The organism is Streptomyces sp. NPDC006923, from assembly GCF_040635655.1.
GTDB lineage: Bacteria > Actinomycetota > Actinomycetes > Streptomycetales > Streptomycetaceae > Streptomyces.
Window position 1 is genome coordinate 730310 of sequence record NZ_JBEYIF010000001.1, and the last position, 20363, is coordinate 750672.

14 protein-coding genes are annotated in these 20363 nt (G+C 71.4%); 4 read left to right on the plus strand and 10 right to left on the minus strand.

The window, feature by feature from the left end:
- The first annotated feature begins 5 nt into the window (after window positions 1-5).
- Window positions 6-590 (plus strand): response regulator, encoded by a 585-nt coding sequence (locus tag ABZ707_RS03355; protein ID WP_360166848.1) that lies wholly within the window; start codon window positions 6-8, stop codon window positions 588-590.
- Window positions 591-649: 59 nt separating this feature from the next.
- Here ABZ707_RS03355 and ABZ707_RS03360 read toward each other — a convergent pair whose 3' ends face one another.
- Both ABZ707_RS03360 and lepA read right to left on the minus strand, forming a co-directional pair.
- Entirely contained in the window at window positions 650-2539 is a 1890-nt protein-coding gene (locus ABZ707_RS03360) for an AMP-binding protein (RefSeq protein WP_360166851.1), read from the minus strand.
- Window positions 2540-2795: 256 nt separating this feature from the next.
- On the minus strand, window positions 2796-4667 hold the full coding sequence (lepA, locus tag ABZ707_RS03365) for a translation elongation factor 4 (protein WP_360166854.1): 1872 nt from the start codon (window positions 4665-4667) through the stop codon (window positions 2796-2798).
- Between the two features lie 203 nt (window positions 4668-4870).
- On the opposite strand from lepA, the gene rpsT reads away from it, so the two are divergent.
- The gene (gene rpsT / locus ABZ707_RS03370; RefSeq protein WP_360166857.1) at window positions 4871-5137 is read left to right on the plus strand and encodes a 30S ribosomal protein S20; all 267 of its coding nucleotides are present in this window, start codon (window positions 4871-4873) and stop codon (window positions 5135-5137) included.
- A 260-nt stretch (window positions 5138-5397) separates the two neighbouring features.
- On the opposite strand, the gene holA is transcribed toward rpsT, so the two are convergent.
- The 8 genes from holA to leuS all read right to left on the minus strand — a co-directional run bounded on the left by holA (window position 5398) and on the right by leuS (window position 16847).
- Window positions 5398-6384: a DNA polymerase III subunit delta gene (gene holA, locus ABZ707_RS03375; RefSeq protein WP_360166860.1), complete on the minus strand. Its 987-nt coding sequence runs from the start codon at window positions 6382-6384 to the stop codon at window positions 5398-5400.
- Window positions 6385-6559: 175 nt separating this feature from the next.
- Window positions 6560-6805: a hypothetical protein gene (locus ABZ707_RS03380; protein WP_360166863.1), complete on the minus strand. Its 246-nt coding sequence runs from the start codon at window positions 6803-6805 to the stop codon at window positions 6560-6562.
- Window positions 6806-6967: 162 nt separating this feature from the next.
- Entirely contained in the window at window positions 6968-7852 is an 885-nt protein-coding gene (locus tag ABZ707_RS03385; RefSeq protein WP_360166866.1) for a YceI family protein, read from the minus strand.
- Between the two features lie 145 nt (window positions 7853-7997).
- Window positions 7998-10703, minus strand: a complete 2706-nt coding sequence (locus ABZ707_RS03390; protein WP_360166869.1) for a ComEC/Rec2 family competence protein — start codon at window positions 10701-10703, stop codon at window positions 7998-8000.
- Window positions 10700-11743, minus strand: a complete 1044-nt coding sequence (locus ABZ707_RS03395) for a ComEA family DNA-binding protein (RefSeq protein ID WP_360166872.1) — start codon at window positions 11741-11743, stop codon at window positions 10700-10702. The genes ABZ707_RS03390 and ABZ707_RS03395 overlap by 4 nt, the downstream gene beginning before the upstream one ends.
- A 255-nt stretch (window positions 11744-11998) precedes the next feature.
- Entirely contained in the window at window positions 11999-12844 is an 846-nt protein-coding gene (locus tag ABZ707_RS03400) for a DegV family protein (protein ID WP_360166875.1), read from the minus strand.
- A gap of 225 nt (window positions 12845-13069) precedes the next feature.
- Window positions 13070-13819 carry a hypothetical protein gene (locus tag ABZ707_RS03405; protein ID WP_360166878.1) on the minus strand — a complete coding sequence of 250 codons (750 nt, stop codon included), beginning with the start codon at window positions 13817-13819 and terminating at the stop codon, window positions 13070-13072.
- Between the two features lie 157 nt (window positions 13820-13976).
- Window positions 13977-16847 (minus strand): leucine--tRNA ligase, encoded by a 2871-nt coding sequence (gene leuS / locus ABZ707_RS03410; protein WP_360166881.1) that lies wholly within the window; start codon window positions 16845-16847, stop codon window positions 13977-13979.
- 420 nt (window positions 16848-17267) lie between these two features.
- Here leuS and ABZ707_RS03415 point away from each other — a divergent pair, with 420 nt between their 5' ends.
- The gene (locus tag ABZ707_RS03415; protein ID WP_360166884.1) at window positions 17268-18800 is read left to right on the plus strand and encodes a hypothetical protein; all 1533 of its coding nucleotides are present in this window, start codon (window positions 17268-17270) and stop codon (window positions 18798-18800) included.
- A partial coding sequence (locus ABZ707_RS03420) for an NADH-ubiquinone oxidoreductase-F iron-sulfur binding region domain-containing protein (protein WP_360166887.1) occupies window positions 18797-20363 on the plus strand: 1567 nt, incomplete at its 3' end. The genes ABZ707_RS03415 and ABZ707_RS03420, both read left to right, overlap by 4 nt.

Genomic DNA, 20363 nt, shown 5'->3' on the forward strand with positions numbered 1-20363 from the left:
CCGGAATGAGCGGGAAGTCAGCCACCATGGATCGCGCGAGCATCCTTCTCGTCGATGACATGGAGGACAATCTCGTCGCGCTCGAATCGGTCCTGGCGTCTCTCGACGAGCCCCTGGTGAGGGCCCGTTCGGGCGAGGAGGCGATGCGGGCCCTGCTGCGGCAGCCGTTCGCGGTGGTGCTGCTGGATGTCCGTATGCCCGGCATGGACGGTTTCGAGACGGCTTCCCGGATCAAACGGCTGGACGGGGCCAAGGACACCCCCATCATCTTCCTGAACGGCCCCGATTCCGACAGCGGTTACGCCTTCCGGGGATACGCGACGGGCGCGGCGGACTTCCTCACCAAGCCGTTCGATCCCTGGGTCCTGCGGGCCAAGGTCAGCGTCTTTCTCGATCTGCACCGGAAGAACCGCCAGTTGGAGCGGATGCTGGCGCGCGAGCAGGAGTGTCTGGGGCAGATCAGCGACCGGCTCTCCTCGATCGAGGAGGAGTTACGGCGCGACGGCGCGAACGATCTCGCGGTCGTGGGCGGCCAGTTGGCCCGGATCGAGGACGCGCTGGACGAACTGCTCCGGGGCCGGGACAAGTAGGCCGCCCCGGTACGCGGCGGCGTCCCCGGCCTCGCGCGGCCGGGAGCGCGCCGTGCTCTTCAGGACTCCCGGGAGCCCTCGTACATCTCCTCGATCAGATACCTGTACTCACGCTCCACGACGGGCCTCTTGAGCTTGAGGCTCGGCGTCAGCTCGCCGTGCTCGATGTCCAGATCGCGCGGCAGCAGCCGGAACCGCTTGATGGTCTGCCAGCGCTGGAGGCCCGCGTTGAGGCGCTTCACATAGCCGTCGATCAGCCGCTCGGCCGCCGCGGAGGCGACCACGTCGGCGTACGGCTTGCCCGCCATGCCGTTCTCCGCCGCCCAGCCGAGGATCGTCGGCTCGTCGAGCGCGATCAGCGCCGTGCAGAAGTTCCGGTCCGCGCCGTGCACCATGATGTTGGAGACGAACGGGCAGACCGCCTTGAACCGCCCCTCGACCTCGGCCGGCGCGACGTACTTGCCGCCGGACGTCTTGATCAGGTCCTTCTTGCGGTCGGTGATCCGCAGATAACCGTCGACGGACAGCTCACCGATGTCCCCCGTGTGGAACCAGCCGTCGGGCTCCAGGACCTCCGCCGTCCTCTCGGGCAGTCCGTGATAGCCGGACATGATCCCGGGGCTGCGCAGCAGGATCTCGCCGTCGTCGGCGATGCGCACCTCGGTACCGGGCAGCGGCTTGCCGACCGTGCCCGTACGGTACGCCTCGCCCGGGTTGACGAAGCTCGCGGCGCTGGACTCGGTCAGGCCGTAGCCCTCCAGGACATGGATCCCGGCGCCGGAGAAGAAGTAGCCGATGTCGGGCGCGAGCGCGGCGGACCCGGAGACCGCGGCGCGCAGCCGGCCGCCGAACGCCTCACGCAGCTTGGCGAAGACCAGCACGTCGGCGGCCTTGTGCCGGGCGCCGAGGGCGAACGGCACGGACGCGTTGCCCGTACGGCGGAAGTTGTCCTGCGAGACCTTGGCGTATTCGCGGGCGACCTCGGCCGCCCACTGGAAGATCCGGTACTTGGCCGGGCCGCCGGCCCGCGCCTTGGCCGCGACCCCGTTGTAGACCTTCTCGAAGATCCGCGGCACGGCGGCCATATACGTCGGCCGGACCACCGGGAGATTCTCGATGATCCTGTCCACGCGCCCGTCGACCGCGGTGACATGTCCGACCTCGATCTGCCCCGAGGTCAGCACCTTGCCGAAGACATGGGCGAGCGGCAGCCACAGGTACTGCACGTCCTCGGCGGTGACCATCCCGGTCGCGGCGATCGCCTTGGCCATGTACGACCAACTGTCGTGCGGCAGCCGTACCCCCTTGGGCCGGCCGGTGGTCCCCGAGGTGTAGATCAGGGTGGCGAGCTGGTCGGCGGTGATGGCTCCGACCCGTTCCCTGACGGCCTCGGGGTTCGCGGCGAGATACGCCGTCCCGCGCGCCTCCAGCTCGGCGAGCGAGAGCACCCAGCCCTCCGGATCGCCCTCGGCGGGCCGCACGTCCTCGGCGTCGATGACCACGACATGAGCGAGGTCGGGCAGTTCGGCCCGGCACTCACGCGCCTTGGCGAGCTGGACGGCGTCCTCCGCGAACAGCACCCGGCTCCCGGAGTCGGCGAGGATGTACGCGGACTCCTCCGCGTTGGTCGACGGATAGACCGTGGTGGTCGCCGCGCCCGCGCACATCACACCGAGATCGGCGAGGATCCATTCGACGCGGGTGGCGCAGGCGAGCGCGACCCGCTCCTCGGGCCGTACACCCAGCTCGATCAGCCCGCCGGCCACGGCGAAGACCCGCTCGGCGGCCTGCGCCCAGCTCAGTGAGCGCCACTCGTCGGGGCCCTGGCCCGAGGCCGGCGGTACGGGATGGCGGTAGGCCTCGGCGTCCGGCGTGGCCGCCACGCGCTCAATGAAGAGGGCCGCGACGGACGGCGGCCGGTTCTCGATCAAGTTCTGTGTGTCGCTCACGACATCCTCCGGGCCCGCGGCAGCGCTGCGTGACTGACTGGTTGTGTGACTGGCGAGTAAGATAACTGGCGAGTAACCACCGAGTGATCAGAGTAGAGGCCGCCCGGCCGGGGCGTAAGAGGCAGCGACGGGCCGCTTGCAACGGATCCACCCCATGAACCACGGACGGGCCCCCACGCCACAGCGTGAGGGCCCGTCCGGTGCGGCGGCGCGTTCCGCCGCCCTTTGTGTGTGCTGACCGCCTTGTGCGGCGCCGCTACTTCTTCGCCTTGCCCCCGCCGGATTCGTCGCTGGAGAGCACCGCGATGAACGCCTCCTGGGGGACCTCGACACTGCCGACCATCTTCATCCGCTTCTTGCCCTCCTTCTGCTTCTCCAGCAGCTTCCGCTTACGGGAGATGTCACCGCCGTAGCACTTGGCGAGGACGTCCTTGCGGATGGCGCGGATCGTCTCGCGGGCGATGACCCGGGAGCCGATGGCGGCCTGGATGGGCACCTCGAACGCCTGGCGCGGAATCAGCTCGCGCAGCTTGGCGACGAGCCGCACGCCGTACGCGTACGCCTGGTCCCGGTGCGTGATGGCGGAGAAGGCGTCGACCTTGTCGCCGTGCAGCAGGATGTCGACCTTGACGAGCTGGGCGGTCTGCTCGCCCGTGGGCTCGTAGTCGAGCGAGGCGTAGCCACGGGTCTTGGACTTGAGCTGGTCGAAGAAGTCGAAGACGATCTCGGCGAGCGGCAGCGTGTAACGGATCTCGACCCGGTCCTCGGAGAGGTAGTCCATGCCGAGCAGGGTGCCGCGCCGGGTCTGGCACAGCTCCATGATCGAGCCGATGAACTCGCTCGGCGCGAGGATCGTCGCCCGTACGACCGGCTCGTACACCGCGTCGATCTTGCCCTCGGGGAATTCACTCGGGTTGGTGACCGTGTGCTCTTTGCCGTCCTCCATGATCACGCGATAGACCACATTGGGCGCGGTCGCGATCAGGTCGAGGCCGAACTCGCGCTCCAGCCGCTCCCGGATCACGTCCAGGTGCAGCAGGCCCAGGAAGCCGACGCGGAAACCGAAGCCGAGAGCCGCGGAGGTCTCCGGCTCGTAGACCAGGGCAGCGTCGTTGAGCTGGAGCTTGTCGAGGGCGTCGCGCAGCTCGGGATAGTCCGAGCCGTCCAGCGGATAGAGGCCGGAGAACACCATCGGCTTGGGGTCCTTGTAGCCGCCGAGCGCCTCGGTCGCCCCCTTGGTCAGGGTGGTGATCGTGTCACCGACCTTGGACTGGCGGACGTCCTTCACACCCGTGATCAGATAGCCGACCTCGCCGACGCCCAGACCGTCCGCCGGAAGCATCTCCGGGGAGTTCGTGCCGATCTCCAGCAGCTCGTGCGTGGCGCCGGTGGACATCATCCGGATGCGCTCACGCTTGTTGAGCTGACCGTCGATGACTCGTACATAGGTGACGACGCCGCGGTAGGAGTCATAGACGGAGTCGAAGATCATCGCGCGGGCGGGAGCGTCCTCGACACCCACCGGCGAAGGAACGTCCGCGACCACCCGGTCGAGCAGGACGTCCACACCGACACCGGTCTTCGCCGAGACCTTGAGGACGTCCTCCGGCTGGCAGCCGATGAGGTTGGCCAGCTCCTCGGAGAACTTCTCCGGCTGGGCGGCCGGCAGGTCGATCTTGTTGAGGACCGGGACGATGGTGAGGTCGTTCTCCATCGCCAGATAGAGGTTGGCGAGGGTCTGCGCCTCGATGCCCTGGGCGGCGTCGACCAGCAGGATGGTGCCCTCACAGGCCGCCAGCGAACGGGACACCTCATAGGTGAAGTCCACGTGGCCCGGCGTGTCGATCATATTGAGGATATGGGTCCTGCCCCGGCCCTCACCCGTGCTGGGCGCCCAGGGCAGCCGGACCGCCTGGGACTTGATCGTGATGCCGCGCTCGCGCTCGATGTCCATCCGGTCGAGGTACTGAGCGCGCATCTGCCGCGAATCGACGACTCCGGTGAGCTGGAGCATCCGGTCGGCGAGCGTCGACTTGCCGTGGTCGATGTGCGCGATGATGCAGAAGTTGCGGAGCAGCGCCGGGTCCGTACGGCTCGGCTCGGGCACGTGGAGAGGGGTCGCGGGCACGCAGGGTCCTGATTCTTGAGACGCGCGGCGTCTCGTCTCGGGTCGACTCGGATCGATACGTAGGCTCCATCGTCCCACGGGTGCGGGACTGCGCCCGGTTTGGGACGGTCGGAAAGTCACTGGTAGCCTGAACAGCTGTGTCTCGTGCCGTCTCGGTACGGGACGGCTCAGTCAGAGATCATCGAACCTGAAAAGGCTCTTTCGTGGCGAACATCAAGTCCCAGATCAAGCGGAACAAGACGAACGAGAAGGCACGCCTGCGCAACAAGGCTGTCAAGTCGGCGCTCAAGACCGCGATCCGCAAGGCCCGTGAGGCCGCTGCCGCCGGTGACGTCGAGAAGGCCACGCTGGCCGCTCGTGAGGCGTCCCGCAAGCTCGACAAGGCTGCCTCGAAGGGTGTCATCCACAAGAACGCCGCCGCCAACAAGAAGTCGGCGCTGGCCGCCCAGGTTGCCACCCTCCAGGGCTGAGCACTCTCTTGATTTGATCGCCGGGCGGGACTCAGCGGGCCCTCTCTACCGCTCCTGACCGGCATCTCCGAACTCGCACGCGACTGCGTTCGCCACGCGGGTGCGAGTTCACCCGAGTTACGCCAGGGCCCCGGTGGCGTCCTTTCCCAGGACGCGCCGGGGCCTTCGGCATTCCCCGGCCTGGTGTGCGCGGGCCTGGTGTGCGCGGGACACGGCCTGCGCGGGACACGGCGTGACCGGGCCCGGGACGACGGGACCGCTCAGCGGCCGTTGCGGGCCGCGCGCACGACGGCGACGACCGCCTTCTCCAGCGCGTACTCCGGATCGTCACCGCCGCCCTTGACCCCCGCGTCGGCCTCGGCGACGGCCCGCAGCGCCGCCGCCACACCCTCCGGGGTCCAGCCGCGCATCTGCTGGCGCACCCGGTCGATCTTCCATGGCGGCATTCCCAGCTCCCGGGCGAGATCGGCAGGCCGGCCGCCGCGCGCGGACGAGAGCTTCCCGATGGCCCGTACCCCCTGGGCCAGCGCGCTGGTGATCAGCACCGGCGCCACCCCGGTCGACAGCGACCAGCGCAGCGCTTCCAGGGCGTCGGCCGCCCGGCCCTCCACGGCCCGGTCGGCGACGGTGAAGCTGGACGCCTCGGCGCGGCCCGTGTAGTAACGGGCGACAACGGCCTCGTCGATGGTGCCCTCGATGTCCGCGACAAGCTGCGAGACGGCGCTCGCCAGCTCCCGGAGATCGCTGCCGATCGAGTCGACCAGGGCCTGGCACGCCTCGGGCGTCGCCGAGCGGCCCAGCGCGCGGAACTCGGAGCGTACGAAGGTGAGCCGCTCGGCGGGCTTGGTCGTCTTCGGGCAGGCGACCTCCCGGGCCCCCGCCTTACGCGCGGCGTCCAGCAAGCCCTTGCCCTTGGCACCCCCCGCGTGCAGCAGGACGAGCGTGATCTCCTCGGCCGGAGCGTCGAGATACGCCTTGACGTCCTTGATCGTGTCGGCCGAGAGGTCCTGCGCGTTCCGTACGACGACGACCTTGCGCTCCGCGAAGAGGGACGGGCTGGTCAGCTCGGCGAGGGTGCCGGGCTGAAGCTGGTCGGAGGTCAGGTCGCGTACGTCCGTGTCGGCGTCGGCGGCACGGGCAGCCGCCACCACCTGGCGGACGGCGCGGTCGAGCAGCAGATCCTCCTGGCCCACGGCGAGCGTCAGCGGGGCGAGGAGATCGTCGGGAGAAGACTTTCTGGTGGCCATCGCGGTCCAGCATCGCACGGGCCACGGACAGCCGAGGCCGGCGCCGACAGCGGTCCGGCCGTCGACAGCGGCCCACGCACCGGGAGGCGAACGGAGCCCGAAGCGGCGGTCGGCGGCACCGCGCGCGCCGCCGGGTGGCGGGGCACCGGGACGTCCGGAGGCACGGGCATGGCGCTCAGGGCGCTTCCCGCCAGCCTTCCCAGCCCGCGACGAACGCGTCCAGAGCCGCGCCGTCGAGGCGCGCCTCCGGGTCCTCCACGACGACCAGCCACTGGGCGTCCTCGGCGTCGTCCTCGCCGGCGAGGGCGTCGCGTATCAGCAGCGGCTCCTCGGCCACCCCGAAATCCTCGCCGAGGGCCGCCGCCACCTCTTCCGCCGCGTCGCGGTCGGGCAGCACCAGCACATGTCTCACATCGCTCACGGCGGCATTCTTCCAGGAGCCGGGCGCCGGGCTTCGGGAGACGTCCGGCGTCCGGCCTCGTGTGCCCGGCGCCCGTGCGGTCGGCTCCCGCTCCTCGGGCTCCGGTGTGTCCGGCCTCCGTGCGTCCGGCCTCGTGTGTCCGGCTCCGGGAGGTGGCCGGTGTCAGCTCTTGGGGACGATCTGGATATCCATCTCGATCTTGATGCTGGATCCGACGACCGCGATGCCCCGCGCCAGCATCGACTGCCAGTTGACGGTGTAGTCCTCGCGGTGCAGTTCGGTGGTGGCACGGACGGCCGCGCGGGTCTCGCCCTCCATACCGTTGCCGATGCCGAGGTACTGGGCGTCAAGGGTGATCGTGCGGGTGACACCGTGCAGCGTGAGCGCGCCGGTGATCGCCCAGTTGTTGCCGCCCCGGTGCGCGAACCGGTCGCTGTAGAACTCCAGCGTCGGGTAGTTGGCCACATCGAGGAAGTCGGCGGACCGCAGATGGTCGTCGCGCATCTGCACACTGGTGTCGATCGACGCGGCACCGATGACGACATGCATCGCCGTCTGCTCCATCGTCTCGCCGATCCGGATCGCACCGGCGAAGTTGTCGAACCGGCCGTGCACCCGGGCGAGTCCGATGTGACGCGCTATGAACCCGATCCGGGAGTGAGCCGGTTCGATCTCCCACTCACCGGGGACCGGCAGCGGCAGCGAGGGTGCGATCTGGAGCGTGATGTTCCCGAGCTCGGAATGCTGCCCGCCCTCGGTGACCGACGCGTTGCCCCGGTGCGGGCTGAAGCTGGCGGCCGAGATGGCCAGCCGGTACTCCCCGACCGGAACCATCGCCACGATCATGCCGAAGGGATCCGTCTCCCCACTCACGATCTTGCGACCGTTGCCGTCGCTCACCGTGAACTCGGCCTGTCCGACAGGCTCCCCGACCGGGTCAAGGACGCGGCAGCTCAGCAGACCCGCGCCGGGCGGCACGGACAGCCCGACCAGTTGATAACTACCCTCGTGAGCGGCCGTCCGTCGGCCGAGCAGGCGGCTGATCATGCTCTACGTACCCCTGTGCGATCGGGCTTTGCGGGGCCGCGCACGGCAGGACGTCCTCGTCGGGGCGGCGGCCACTGACGAAAAGGCATTCGATCACCCTTGCCGCGTTCGTGGCAAACGTACCGACAGGTAGAGAACTCGGCTACTACACGCCGTTACTGAAAGGCGTTCGGGGCGCGGGCATCCGGCCGAACCGCAGCCCGAAACGGTCTTGCCCAGTCGCAGTGCACACGAGGCCGCGCCGTCGGCGCGCGCCGGCCCGGCCACGCGGCACCGCCGCCAGCCCGTGCCCGGTCCCCGTCACCGCGATCGACCCGTCCGTGTCCGTACGCAGCACCACCGCTCCCCCGGCCCGAAGCGCGTCGACGGTCCGGGGCGAGGGATGGCCGTACGAGTTGTCCCTGCCCACCGAGATCAGCGCGAGCCGGGGGCGGACGCCACGGAGCAGCCCCGGATCCTGGAAGGGCGAACCATGATGGGCGACTTTGAGCACATCGACCGGCGGCAACTCGGGCCAGGCACGCAGCAGCCCCTGCTGAGCGGGTGGTTCGAGATCACCCAGCAGCAGCAATGTGGGGCCCCGGGCGATGCGTACGAACAGGGTGACGCTGGAGTTGTTCACCTCCCCGCCGACCGCTCCCGGCTCTGCTCCCGGCCACAGGACCCGCCAGGTGAGCGGCCCGATCCGCCGCTGCTCCCCAGGCCCCGCGCGGATGACGGGGATCCGCGCCCCTGCGGCGGTCCTCCGCACAAACGCGCGCTGCTCCGGCGGCTCTTCCGAGGTCGTCGTCTGGATCGCGCCGACCGACCTGCCCCGCAGCACGCCCGGCAGTCCGGCGACATGGTCGGCGTGGAAGTGGGTGAGCAGCAGGAGCGGGATCCGGGTGACGCCGAGGTCACGCAGACAGCGATCGGCCGGCCCGGGGTCGGGACCGGTGTCCACGACCACCGCCGTGCCCTCACCGGCCGACAGCACAACGGCGTCACCCTGGCCGACGTCACACATCGCCAGCGACCACCCCGGCGGCGGCCATCCGGTGACGATCCGGGCGAGCGAAGGCGGCCGGAGGACCGCGAGCAGCAGAAATACCGCACACACGGCGGCCGTCCAGGGATGGCGCGGCAGCCACCGGACGGCGAACAGGACAAACACCGTCAGGACGGTGAGCAGCAGCCCGCCCCACCAGCCGCCGGGCCAGGAGATCTCCGCACCCGGCAGGGCCGCGCCATGGCGGGCGACGGACGCGATCCAGCCCGCCGGCCAGCCCGCGCATCTCGCCAGCACCCCGGCCACCGGCAGCGTCACCGGTGCCAGGGCGAGCGCGGCGAAACCGAGGACCGTGGCGGGGGCCACCGCCAGTTCGGCGAAGAGATTGCACGGGACGGCCACCAGGCTGACCCGGGACGCGAACACGGCCACCACAGGAGCGCAGACCGCTTGCGCCGCTCCCGCCGCGGCCAGAACGTCAGCGAGCCTCGGCGGCACCCCGCGCCGCCGCAGCGCGGCACTCCATCTCGGCCCGACGGTGAGCAGGGAGCCGGTGGCCAGTACGGAGAGCAGGAAGCCGTAACTACGGCTCAGCCACGGGTCGTAGAGCACCAGCAGCAGCACGGCGGCGGCCAGCGCGGGCAGCAGTGACCTGCGGCGGCCCGTGCCGATGGCGAGCAGAGTGATCAGCCCGCAGGCCGCGGCCCGCAGCACACTGGGCTCCGGCCGGCAGACGATCACGAACACGAGCGTGAGCGCCCCGCCGAGCAGCGCGGTCGATCGCAGCGAGATCCCCAGGCGTGGCGCGAGCCCGCGCCGCTCGGCTCTGATGGCCAGCCCCGGCGGCCCGATCAGCAGGGCGAGCACCACCGTCAGATTGCTGCCGGACACGGCCAGCAGATGAGTGAGGCCGGTCGCCTTGAACGCGTCGTGCAGCTCAGGCGGCACGCGCGAGGTGTCGCCGACGACCAGGCCGGGGAGGAGCGCGCGGGCGTCCGGTTCGAGCCCGTCAGTCGCCCCGCGCAGTCCGGCGCGGAGCGCTCCGGCGGCCCGCTGCACGCGGGTCGGGAGCCCGGTGACGCGCGGCGGGCCGGGGCCCTCCATCCGTAACGCCGCGGCATGGCGCTCGTCCTCGTACAGCGGCGGGGAGAGTCTCCCGGTCGCCAGCAGCCGGGTGGAGGGCAGCAGCCGCTGCCACCGGCCGGGGTGCTCGCCGGGCCCGGTGAGCACCAGGACGGGCGTCCGGACCGTGGTGACCTCGCCGTCGGGCGCCGTCACCCGGGTGATGTCGGCGTCGAGGACAAAGCCGCCGCCGGTCGTCCTGTCCCCGTGGACCCTGGGGCGGACGGGACGGGGATCGGAGGTGACCGTCAGCTCGACGGTGACCCTGGCGTACCGCTCCGCGAGCCCCGGCACCGGCCCCCGGCGCGTGTCGGCCCCGTGCCAGCCGGCGGACGCCGCTCCGGCGGCGGCGCACAGCAGTGCCGCCGCGACCGCGGTGCCGTTGAGCCGCCTCCGGACGGCCCGGTCAGTGGCCCGGTCAGTGGCCCGGTCGACGGCCCGGTCAGTGGCCCGGTCGACGGCCCGGTCAGTGGCCCGGCCGTCTCCGGGGGCGTCTTCGCGCCCCCGCCTCCTGAGGCGCGCGGCGCGTGTCAGGAGCAGTCCGGCCGCCAGAAGACAGGCCGATGCGGCGGCCAGGAGCCAGCGGCCCGGAGCGCCCAGCGCCAGGGCCGCCGCCGCCCACGTCGCCAGCGCGGGCGGAATCAGGCGCAGATCCGCGGGCGCCTCCTGACGCGGATGGGCGTCCCCGAGCCGGTGGGCCGACGCCGCGTGGACCTCGGGGCGTGTCGGGGGCGACGTCATGGGCGTACAAGCGGCTCAAGGTCGGCGAACCTGCGCTCACCGATGCCATTGACCTCGCGCAGCTCGCCGATGGACCGAAAGCCTCCGCGCTGGGTGCGGTAATCGACGATGCGGCGGGCCAGCACGGGGCCGACCCCCGGGAGCGTGTCGAACTGTTCCAGCGTGCCGGAGTTGAGACTCACCGGCCCGGCGCCACCACCGCCGCTGCCGCCAACAACACCGCCACCACCGCCGACACCACCGACCGCGCCCGCCCCCGGTGGTGCCGGACCGCCGACGACCACCTGTTCGCCGTCCATCAGTACCCGCGCCCGGTTGAGGCCGGTGATGTCGGCGCCGGGCTTGACGCCTCCGGCCGCGCGCAGCGCGTCGGCGACCCGTGATCCGGCCGGCAGCCGCAGCACACCCGGCTGCCGCACCTTGCCACCCACATCCACCACGACGCGCTTCGGCTCCGCCGAGGGCGAGGGCTCCGGGACAACGGCCGCCGCCCGGACCGGCTCCGGTACGCCGACCTCGTGCGGACGCGCCGTCCAGAAATGCTGGACCGCCAGGACCACGGCCACCACCAGGACGACGGCGAGTGCGGCGAGCGTCCTGGGCTCCAGGCCGCATCTCAGCATGACCCACATCGGCAGGCGTTCACGCATCGCCGGACCCAGCCGCTCGCGCCGCCGCCCCCTGTCACCCGCCGTCTCCCCCGCTCCGGGGGAAGCTGGGTCCGCGTCCGGCGGCGCCTCCCCCGGACGGCCCGGCGCGGCCGGGGCACCGGCGAAGAGTGCCTCCGCGCGGCTTCGCGCAGTCGTCGGGGCCGCGGTCGTCCTGGGAGTCACGGTCGTCGGAGACGCCGCCGTGGAAGCCGCCGCCGGGGGCGTGGTCGTCGCGTCCGTTGGCCCGCCGGGGCGGCCCACGGCATACGAGAGCGGCGTGCCCGGGCCGGTCCTGGCATTGCCCCGGCGGGCGCGGCCATGACGGGCGCGGCCGTCGGAGCCCGGAGCCCGGCCCGGGCCACTGGTTGCTGAGCGTGTTCGGAGAGCCATGCCACGAAACGGTAGGCACATCCGCCCGACCCCGCCGAACGGACCTGATTTCCGTGGACAACCCGCTGGTTGTGGACAACTTCGTCACCCGAACGAGAGCCACCGCCAGTGAGCCGGCACCCGCCGACCTGACCGGCACCACGACTCCGGACCGTCACCACAGCCCCCGGACTTTCACCACACCCCCGGACCATCAGCGCGGCTCCCGACCGTCGCCATGACCCCGGCCCCGGCCCCGAAGCCGCCCCCGGCCCGTCAGCGCGGCGAGATCACAGCCCCCAGCAGCCCCGGCCCGGTGTGCGCGCCGATCACCGCGCCCACCTCGCTGACATGCAGCTCCGCCAGGCCCGGCACCCGCTCGCGCAGTCGCTCGGCGAGCGTCGCGGCCCGCTCCGGCGCCGCGAGATGGTGCACGGCGATGTCCACCCGCCTGGTGCCCGCCCGTTCCACGACGATCTCCTCCAGCCGCGCGATCGCCTTCGACGCCGTCCGCACCTTCTCCAGCAGTTCGATGCGCCCGTCGTCCAGTTGCAGCAGCGGCTTCACCGCGAGCGCCGAGCCCAGCAGCGCCTGCGTCGCGCCGATCCGGCCGCCCCGGCGCAGATAGTCCAGCGTGTCGACGTAGAAATACGCCGAGGTGTCCGCGGCCCGCTTCTGCGCGGCGGCCACCGCCTCGTCCAGCGTGCCGTCCGCCTCCGCCACCTCGGCGGCGGCCAGCGCGCAGAAACCCAGCGCCATCGCCACCATGCCGGTGTCCACCACCCGTACCGGTACCGGCGCGTCCTTCGCCGCGAGGACCGCGGCGTCATACGTCCCGGAGAACTCGGCCGACAGATGCAGTGAGATGATTCCGGTCGCGCCGCCCTCCGCCGCCGCCCGGTACGCGGCCGCGAAGACCTCGGGAGCCGGACGTGACGTGGTCACGGAGTGTCGCTTCTGGAGGGCCGCGGCCAGCGAACGGGCCGAGATCTCGGTGCCCTCCTCCAGCGCGCGGTCGCCGAGCACAACGGTCAGCGGCACGGCGGTGATGGCATGCCGCAGCATCGTCTGGGGCGGTAGGTAGGCCGTGGAATCGGTGACGATCGCGACATGGCGGGACATGACCGGGAGGTTACCCGTCGTTGCCCCCGGTCGGCAGCCCGGCCCCGCCCCAATGATCAATTCGTTCCCGACCCGCGCCGGATACCGATCCGTTCCGCCCGTTCTCTGCCTGTTCGCCGGCACGTCGCTTCACCCATGTGCACGCCGCGTGACATCTCGGGCCAGAACACCGTCCGCGCGCGCCAACGTCCGACAGCGCCTGCCGGACCTCTCCGCGCGCCGTGCTCAGTTCGTGGTCTCCGGCCTCGCCTGTCTGGTCGGCTTCTGCCAGGGATACGCCGTCCGCCGCGGATCGGCCGGCTCGATCGCCTGCGGCCCGGCGGCGGGCGGCGGCTCGGGCCACACCTGCTCGGTGACCGTGGGCCCCGGCTTCTCCACCCCGCCCGCCTCGGGCTCCGGCCACGGCGTCTCCCGCTCGGGCTCCGGCTCCGCCGTGGCCCAGTGGCGCAGCGCACCCGACTCCACATCGATCTGCGCGCTCAGCGACGACAGATCGTCCTCCGCGAATTTGCGCGCCCGGTCCCGCGCCGCCCAGCGCAGCGAGTCCGCCGAATGAGTGATCCGCTCCGTCCGCTCCCGCAACTCCTGAAGGCGCTCGGCGACCCTGGCCCGGTCCGGATCCCGCTCAAGCTGCCTCAGCTCGTCGTCCAGCTCTCCGCCGTGCACGCTGAGCCGCTGGAAGAGGCTGACCGACTCCGCCAGCGAGGCGTCCTCGGCCGAACCTGCCTGAAGCGCGTCCTGTGTGGCGCGCATCGACGTCCGCAGCTTCAGCCGGAGCTGTGCCAGCTCGCCCGCGACGCCCATCTGCCCTAGGCTCCTCGCGCGCAGGGTCGTGTCCTCGACCGTGCGGCGTGCCTGCGAGATCGTACGGTCCACACCACGCTTCGCGGCGCCGATCGCCTTGACGCCCGCGTACACCCCGAGCGCCATGAACGCGACGAAAAGCAGCGCCAGGATCAGGATCGTGGCTTCCATGGGCGCCCCTTCGTCGTCGGCTGTCCTTCTTCCACCGTAAACGGAGCGGGCAGGCGAAGGGTTCCGCAGAACCCTCAACCTGCCCGCGAGAAACAGCACCCGTGGCCGCCGGACCACCCGCTCCCGGTCCGCCGGGCCACGTCAGAACCGGGCGATTCTAGGCCGGAACGATGTTCACCAGCTTGGGTGCCCGCACGATGACCTTCCGGATACCCGCCCCTTCGAGCGCCGCGACCACCGCCGCGTCGCCCAGCGCCAGCGCCTCCAGCTCCTCGTCGGAAATCGACGGGGAGACCTCCAGCCGCGCCTTGACCTTGCCCTTGATCTGCACCACGCAGGTCACGGCCTCGTCGACGACATAGGCCGGGTCCGCGACCGGGAAGTCCTGGTGCACGACCGAGCCGGAGTGGCCCAGCCTGTGCCACAGCTCCTCGGCGATGTGCGGGGCCAGCGGCGCGATCAGCAGGACGAGCGGCTCGGCGACCGCCCGTGAGACCGGCCCGCCCGTCTTGGTCAGATGGTTGTTCAGCTCCGTGACCTTGGCGATGGCGGTGTTGAAGCGCATCGCCGCCATGTCCTGCGTGACCCCGTCGATCGCCTTGTGCAGGGCGCGCAGGGTGTCCTCGCCGGGCGCGGTGTCCACGACGGTGACCTCACCGGTCGTCTCGTCGACGACATTGCGCCACAGCCGCTGGAGCAGCCGGTACTGTCCGACCACCGCACGCGTGTCCCACGGCCGCGAGACATCCAGCGGGCCCATCGCCATCTCGTAGAGCCGCAGCGTGTCCGCGCCGTACTCGGCGCAGATCTCGTCGGGGGTGACGGCGTTCTTCAGGGACTTGCCCATCTTGCCCAGCACCCGGCTGACCTTCTCGCCCTGGTACCAGTATCCGCCGTCGCGCTCCTCCACCTCGGCGGCCGGCACGGCGATCCCACGGCTGTCGCGGTAGACGAACGCCTGGATCATGCCCTGGTTGTACAGCTTGTGGAACGGCTCGACCGACGAGATGTGCCCCAGGTCGAACAGCACCTTGGACCAGAAGCGCGCGTACAGCAGGTGCAGTACCGCGTGCTCGGCGCCGCCCACGTACAGGTCGACGCCGCCGTGCGGCTGCCCCTCCCCGGGCCCCATCCAGTACTGCTCGATGGCCGGGTCGACCAGCTTCTCGCTGTTGTGCGGATCCAGATAGCGCAGCTCGTACCAGCACGAACCGGCCCAGTTCGGCATGGTGTTGGTCTCCCGGCGGTAGCGCTTGACGCCGTCGCCCAGGTCCAGCTCGACATTGACCCAGTCCGCGTTCCGCGAGAGCGGGGTCTCTGGCTGGGTGTCCGCGTCGTCCGGGTCGAACGTACGCGGCGAGTAGTCCTCCACCTCCGGCAGTTCCAGCGGCAGCATCGACTCGGGCAGCGCGTGCGCGATCCCGTCCTCGTCGTACACGATCGGGAAGGGCTCGCCCCAGTAGCGCTGGCGGCTGAACAGCCAGTCACGCAGCCGGAAGTTGACCGTGCCCTCGCCGATACCGCGCGCGGCCAGCCATTCGGTGATCCTCGCCTTGGCGTCGGCGACACCCAGGCCGTCCAGCGAGATGTCCGTCCCGGTCGAGTTGATGACGCGCGCGTCGTACGAGTCGAACGCGTCGTCCCAGTCGGCGGGGTCGGTGGACCGGCCGTCCGTCGGCTCGACGACACAGCGCATCGGCAGCTCGAAGGCGCGGGCGAACGCGAAGTCACGGCTGTCGTGCGCCGGGACGGCCATGATCGCGCCGGTGCCGTACCCCATCAGCACATAGTCGGCGATGAAGACGGGCACCCGCTCGCCGCTGACCGGGTTGGTGGCATAAGCACCGGTGAACACACCGGTCTTGTCCTTGGCCTCGGCCTGCCGCTCGACATCGGACTTCGACGCGGCCTGCTTGCGGTACGCGCCGACGGCCTCGGCGGGGGTCGCGTGCCCCCCCGTCCACACCTCGTGCGTGGACTCGGGCCAGGCGCTCGGGACGATCCTCTCGACCAGCTCGTGCTCCGGCGCCAGCACCATGTACGTGGCTCCGAACAAGGTGTCCTGACGGGTGGTGAACACGGTGATGTCGCCCGCGTCACCGACCGGGAAGCGGACCCGCGCGCCTTCGCTGCGCCCGATCCAGTTGCGCTGCTGGAGTTTGATCGCCTCCGGCCAGTCCAGCGCGTCCAGATCGTTCAGCAGCCGGTCGGCGTAGGCGGTGATGCGCATGTTCCACTGGCGCAGCTTCGCCTTGAACACCGGGAAGTTGCCGCGCTCGGAGCGTCCGTCGGCGGTGACTTCCTCATTGGCCAGGACGGTGCCCAGGCCCGGAGACCAGTTGACGGGCGCGTCCGAGGCGTACGCCAGCCGGTACTCGCCCAGGATGTCGGCGCGCTCGGCCGCGTCCAGCGCGCTCCAGGGGCGGCCGTCCGGTGTCGCGCGCTCGCCGCTCTCGAACTGCGCCACCAGCTCGCCGATCGGGCGGGCCCGGTCGGCGTCCTTGTCGTACCAGGAGTTGAAGATCTGTACGAAGATCCACTGCGTCCACTTGTAGTAGTCCGGGTCGATCGTCGCGAAGGAGCGGCGCTTGTCGTGGCCCAGACCCAGCCGGCGGAGCTGGAGCCGCATGTTCTCCATATTGGCCTCGGTGGAGGTCCGAGGATGCGTGCCGGTCTGTACGGCGTACTGCTCGGCGGGCAGGCCGAAGGCGTCGAAGCCCAGCGTGTGCAGGACATTGTGGCCGGTCATGCGCTGGTGGCGGGCGAACACGTCGGTGGCGATGTAGCCCAGCGGATGCCCGACGTGCAGACCGGTCCCGGAGGGATACGGGAACATGTCCATGATGAACTTCTTGGGCTTCGCGGCCAGCGCCGGGTCACCGGCCAGGTCGCCGGTGGGATTCGGCGCCTCGTAGGTGCCCTCGGCGTCCCAGAAGTCCTGCCAGCGTGCCTCGATGTCGGCGGCCACGGCGGCCGTGTAGCGGTGCGGCGCGGCCGGCTCGGCGGCAGCGGAATTCGTCTCGCTCATATCCTCTAAGGCTCCATCGATCGTCTCTGCCGGCGGATTCGGCTGTGCCGTTCAGCGAATGAAAAAGCCCCTCACACAGGAGGGGACGCCGCGCCGGTGCCGACCGGATCTCTCATCCGTCGGGACTGTCAGCGCGGCCCGCCAAGCAGAAGGCGTACGGCACGCATGGCGTCAGGGTACCGCAGCGTCCGGACGAGCCGCACGGAGCGTCCATGGCGGCGGCGGGCGGGTCGCGGGGTGCCGCTCATGGTCCCCGGGGCATTGCCTTACTCCGCGTATCGCCCCTATCCGGGGCAAGCCCAGAGTCGCCTGTCTCACGTTCCCCCGGGTAAACCTGCAAACCGGGTACTGGCTCGGATTGGCTCGACTTAGCATGCGGCAACGGGACCGCTTTCCCGAGCCATTCGGAGTCGCCCCCCCATGAACCCTCATCCGAACCCTGATCGCACTTTCAGCTCATCGCTCAACCTGAACGACCGCACGAGCCGGCAGATAAAAGGCGGACTCACCGTCGCCGCGCTGGTGCTCGTACCGCTGCTCGCCGTCGCCTCCGGCGACGCTTTCCGCGCCGCGCTCGATTTCACCACCGGAGTACTGTCGCTGCTTTCCCTGACCTCGGCCGTCGCCTGGGGCCTGATAGCCACCGACCGGCTGCTGCTCTCCCCGCGCCACCGGCTGCTCGCCCAGGCCGTCCACCGGGCGACGGCGGTCGCCTCGCTCGGCTTTCTGGTGCTGCACGTCACTGTCAAGGTCACCCTCGGACATGTCGCGCTGATCGGTGCCCTGGTGCCGTTCGGCCTCGGCGTCTCCGGTACGGACGGCCTCATCGGTCTCGGTTCGCTCGCCGGGCTGCTGATGATCGTCGCCGCCACGACCGGCGCGCTGCGCAGCGCCTTCGCCGTGCCCGGCCGGATCGCGGGCCGCTGGCGCGCGATGCACATGCTGGCCTATCCGGCGTGGTGCTTCGCCCTGATGCACGGGCTGTACGCGGGCCGCCCCCCGGCGACCTGGGTGACCACGATGTACTGCCTGTCCCTCTTCGGGGTCGCCGCTGCCGTGTCACTACGGCTTCTTCCGCGTCCGCTCCAGCGCCGCCTCGCCGACCGGATCGGCGCCCTGACCGGCGGCCTCCGTGAGACACCGGCGCCCGAGCGGCCCCAGCGCGATCCCTCGTCCGACCCGCTTCCCGGCACGACGGGCCTGGCACCGGAGGCCGAGTACGACCGGTGGCTCCAGCGGGAACCGGCCATGTCGGCGTGGACACCGGCGCAGCCCCTCGGCCGGCCGGCCGCGCCACCGCGGCTCGCCGCCCCGGCCCCGCCGCTGTACGAGGTCACGCGCCCCGACGCCGACGCCTTCCCCAGCACCTTCAGAGGCACCGGCAGCACGGAAGGGCCGGTCACCGGTCCCTTCACGGCCGGAGCCCCGGATCCGTTCCCCGGGCCGGGCATCACGGCCGGCTACCGCGCGGTCTCCCTGGCCGGCGATCCGCTGAACGACCCGACCGCGCGGATACCGGTGACACCTCCGCCGACCGGGGAGATACCGCTCGCCGAACGCATCCCCATGACCGAGGAGCTCCCGGTCGTCCCCAACGAGCCCATGGGCAGGCCCGGTTCCTGGCCGGCCCCCTCACCGCCCGTGCCCGCGCAGGCCTTCGCACCGCCCGCGCCACCGCTGTACGACAGCGGGGCCGTCCCCCCGTACGACACCGGTGCGACGCCCGCGTACGACACCGGCACCATCCCGCCGCAGCCCCCCGGCGCCACCTCCCCGTACGACACCGGCGCCCGCCCCGTCTACGGTCCCGACGCCCCGTCCCCGTACGACACCGGCGCCGTCCCCGTCCAGGACGGCCCGGCGCCCGGCTCCGTCCCTCCGCCCTCGCCCGGCCCGCTCTATCAGCCCCAGGCCGGGGAACCCTGGCACGCACCCGCAGGAGACCGACCGTGAACGTCCCTCTCCCCGACGTCCCCGAAGTCCGCGTTGTCGGTCTGCCCCAGCTCACGCAGGGATTCGACCTGGTCGAGCGTCTGGACCTCGCCATGCACCTCAAGGTGCACGGCCCGCTGGAGCCGATGTCGGGAGAACGGCTCGCCCAGCTCACCGAGAACATGTCTTTGCGCGGCCGGGGCGGCGCGGGATTCCCCTTCGGCAAGAAGCTGCGGGCGGTCGCCACGGCCTCGATCCGCCGCGGAGTGCGGCCCGTCGTCGTGATCAACGGCAGTGAGGGCGAGCCCGCCTGCCGCAAGGACACCGTGCTGCTCAACCGCGCCCCGCATCTCATCCTCGACGGCGCGCTGCTGGCCGCCGAGGCACTCGGCGCCCGCACCCTGATCGTCGCCGTCACCAGGAACTCGACCGAGCTCTCGATCAGGGCCGCCCTCGCCGAGCGCGGTCTGTCCGACCGCCGGGGCCAGCGGCTGCGGGCACGGGTCGTCCGTACCCCTGAACGCATGGTCTCCGGTGAGGCATCCGCGGTGATCCGCGCCGCGGGCGGCGGTCCCGCGCTGCCTCCCGGCCGCCGTGAGCGCGCCGCCGAGTCCGGTGTCGGCGGCGCCCCGACGCTGCTGTCCAACGCCGAGACCTACGCGCAGCTCGCCGTCGGCGCCCGGATCGGCGCCCGCCGCTACGGTCACACCGGCCTCGACTCCGAGCCCGGCACGGTCCTGCTCACCGTCTCCGGCGCGGTCGCCCGCCCGATGGTCATCGAGGTGCCCACGGGTGTGCCGATGCGGTACGTCCTCCAGATGGCGGGCGCCCCGCCGCTGCCGCAGGGGGTACTGACCGGCGGCTACCACGGCAACTGGATCGACGCGGTGGCCGCCCACGAGGCCGTCATCTCGCGCGAGTCGCTGGCGGCCGTGGGCGGTTCGCTGGGCGCGGGCGCCATCCTGCCGATCGGCCCCGAGACCTGCCCGCTGGGTGAGGCGCTCCGGGTCGCCAACTGGCTCGCGGCCGAGACGGCCGGCCAGTGCGGTCCCTGCAAGCTCGGCCTGCCCGCGGCGGCCGGCGGCCTCTCGGACGTCATGAACGGCGGCGGCCCGGCCGCGCTGGAAGCACTGCGCACCGTGACCCAGGCGGTCAAGGGCCGGGGCGCCTGCAAGCACCCCGACGGCTCCGCGCGCTTCTTCGCCTCCACCCTGTCCGCGTTCACGGACGATCTCGCCGCGCATGTGCTGGACGGCGGCTGCGGACGGGAGACGACGGGTGTGCTGCCCCTGCCCGCGCCCGGCTACCAGGACGCGGAGGAGTCGATTCCGAGCGGCGAGAAGCTCGCGGTGGACTGGACGCTCTGCCAGGGCCACGGTCTCTGCGCGGACATCGTGCCCGAGCTGATCAGGCTCGGCCCCGACGGCTATCCGGCACTGGCGGACGCCGACGTTCCGATGCATCTGCGGGGGCGTGCCCAGCGTGCCGTGCGCGAGGTCGGCGGAACCGCCCCACAGCTCGGGGATGACCTCGCCGAGCGCCTGGAGCACCTTGCCGGACGCGGCGCGGGTCGCGACGGACTTG

Excerpts from the sequence above, each read along its gene's own strand:
- ABZ707_RS03415 (WP_360166884.1), top strand. The coding sequence starts at position 17,268 with ATGAACCCTCATCCGAACCCTGATCGCACTTTCAGCTCATCGCTCAAC.
- ABZ707_RS03385 (WP_360166866.1), bottom strand. The coding sequence starts at position 7,852 with ATGATCAGCCGCCTGCTCGGCCGACGGACGGCCGCTCACGAGGGTAGT.
- leuS (WP_360166881.1), bottom strand. The coding sequence starts at position 16,847 with ATGAGCGAGACGAATTCCGCTGCCGCCGAGCCGGCCGCGCCGCACCGC.
- ABZ707_RS03395 (WP_360166872.1), bottom strand. The coding sequence starts at position 11,743 with ATGGCTCTCCGAACACGCTCAGCAACCAGTGGCCCGGGCCGGGCTCCG.
- ABZ707_RS03355 (WP_360166848.1), top strand. The coding sequence starts at position 6 with ATGAGCGGGAAGTCAGCCACCATGGATCGCGCGAGCATCCTTCTCGTC.
- ABZ707_RS03405 (WP_360166878.1), bottom strand. The coding sequence starts at position 13,819 with ATGGAAGCCACGATCCTGATCCTGGCGCTGCTTTTCGTCGCGTTCATG.
- ABZ707_RS03390 (WP_360166869.1), bottom strand. The coding sequence starts at position 10,703 with ATGACGTCGCCCCCGACACGCCCCGAGGTCCACGCGGCGTCGGCCCAC.
- ABZ707_RS03400 (WP_360166875.1), bottom strand. The coding sequence starts at position 12,844 with ATGTCCCGCCATGTCGCGATCGTCACCGATTCCACGGCCTACCTACCG.
- holA (WP_360166860.1), bottom strand. The coding sequence starts at position 6,384 with ATGGCCACCAGAAAGTCTTCTCCCGACGATCTCCTCGCCCCGCTGACG.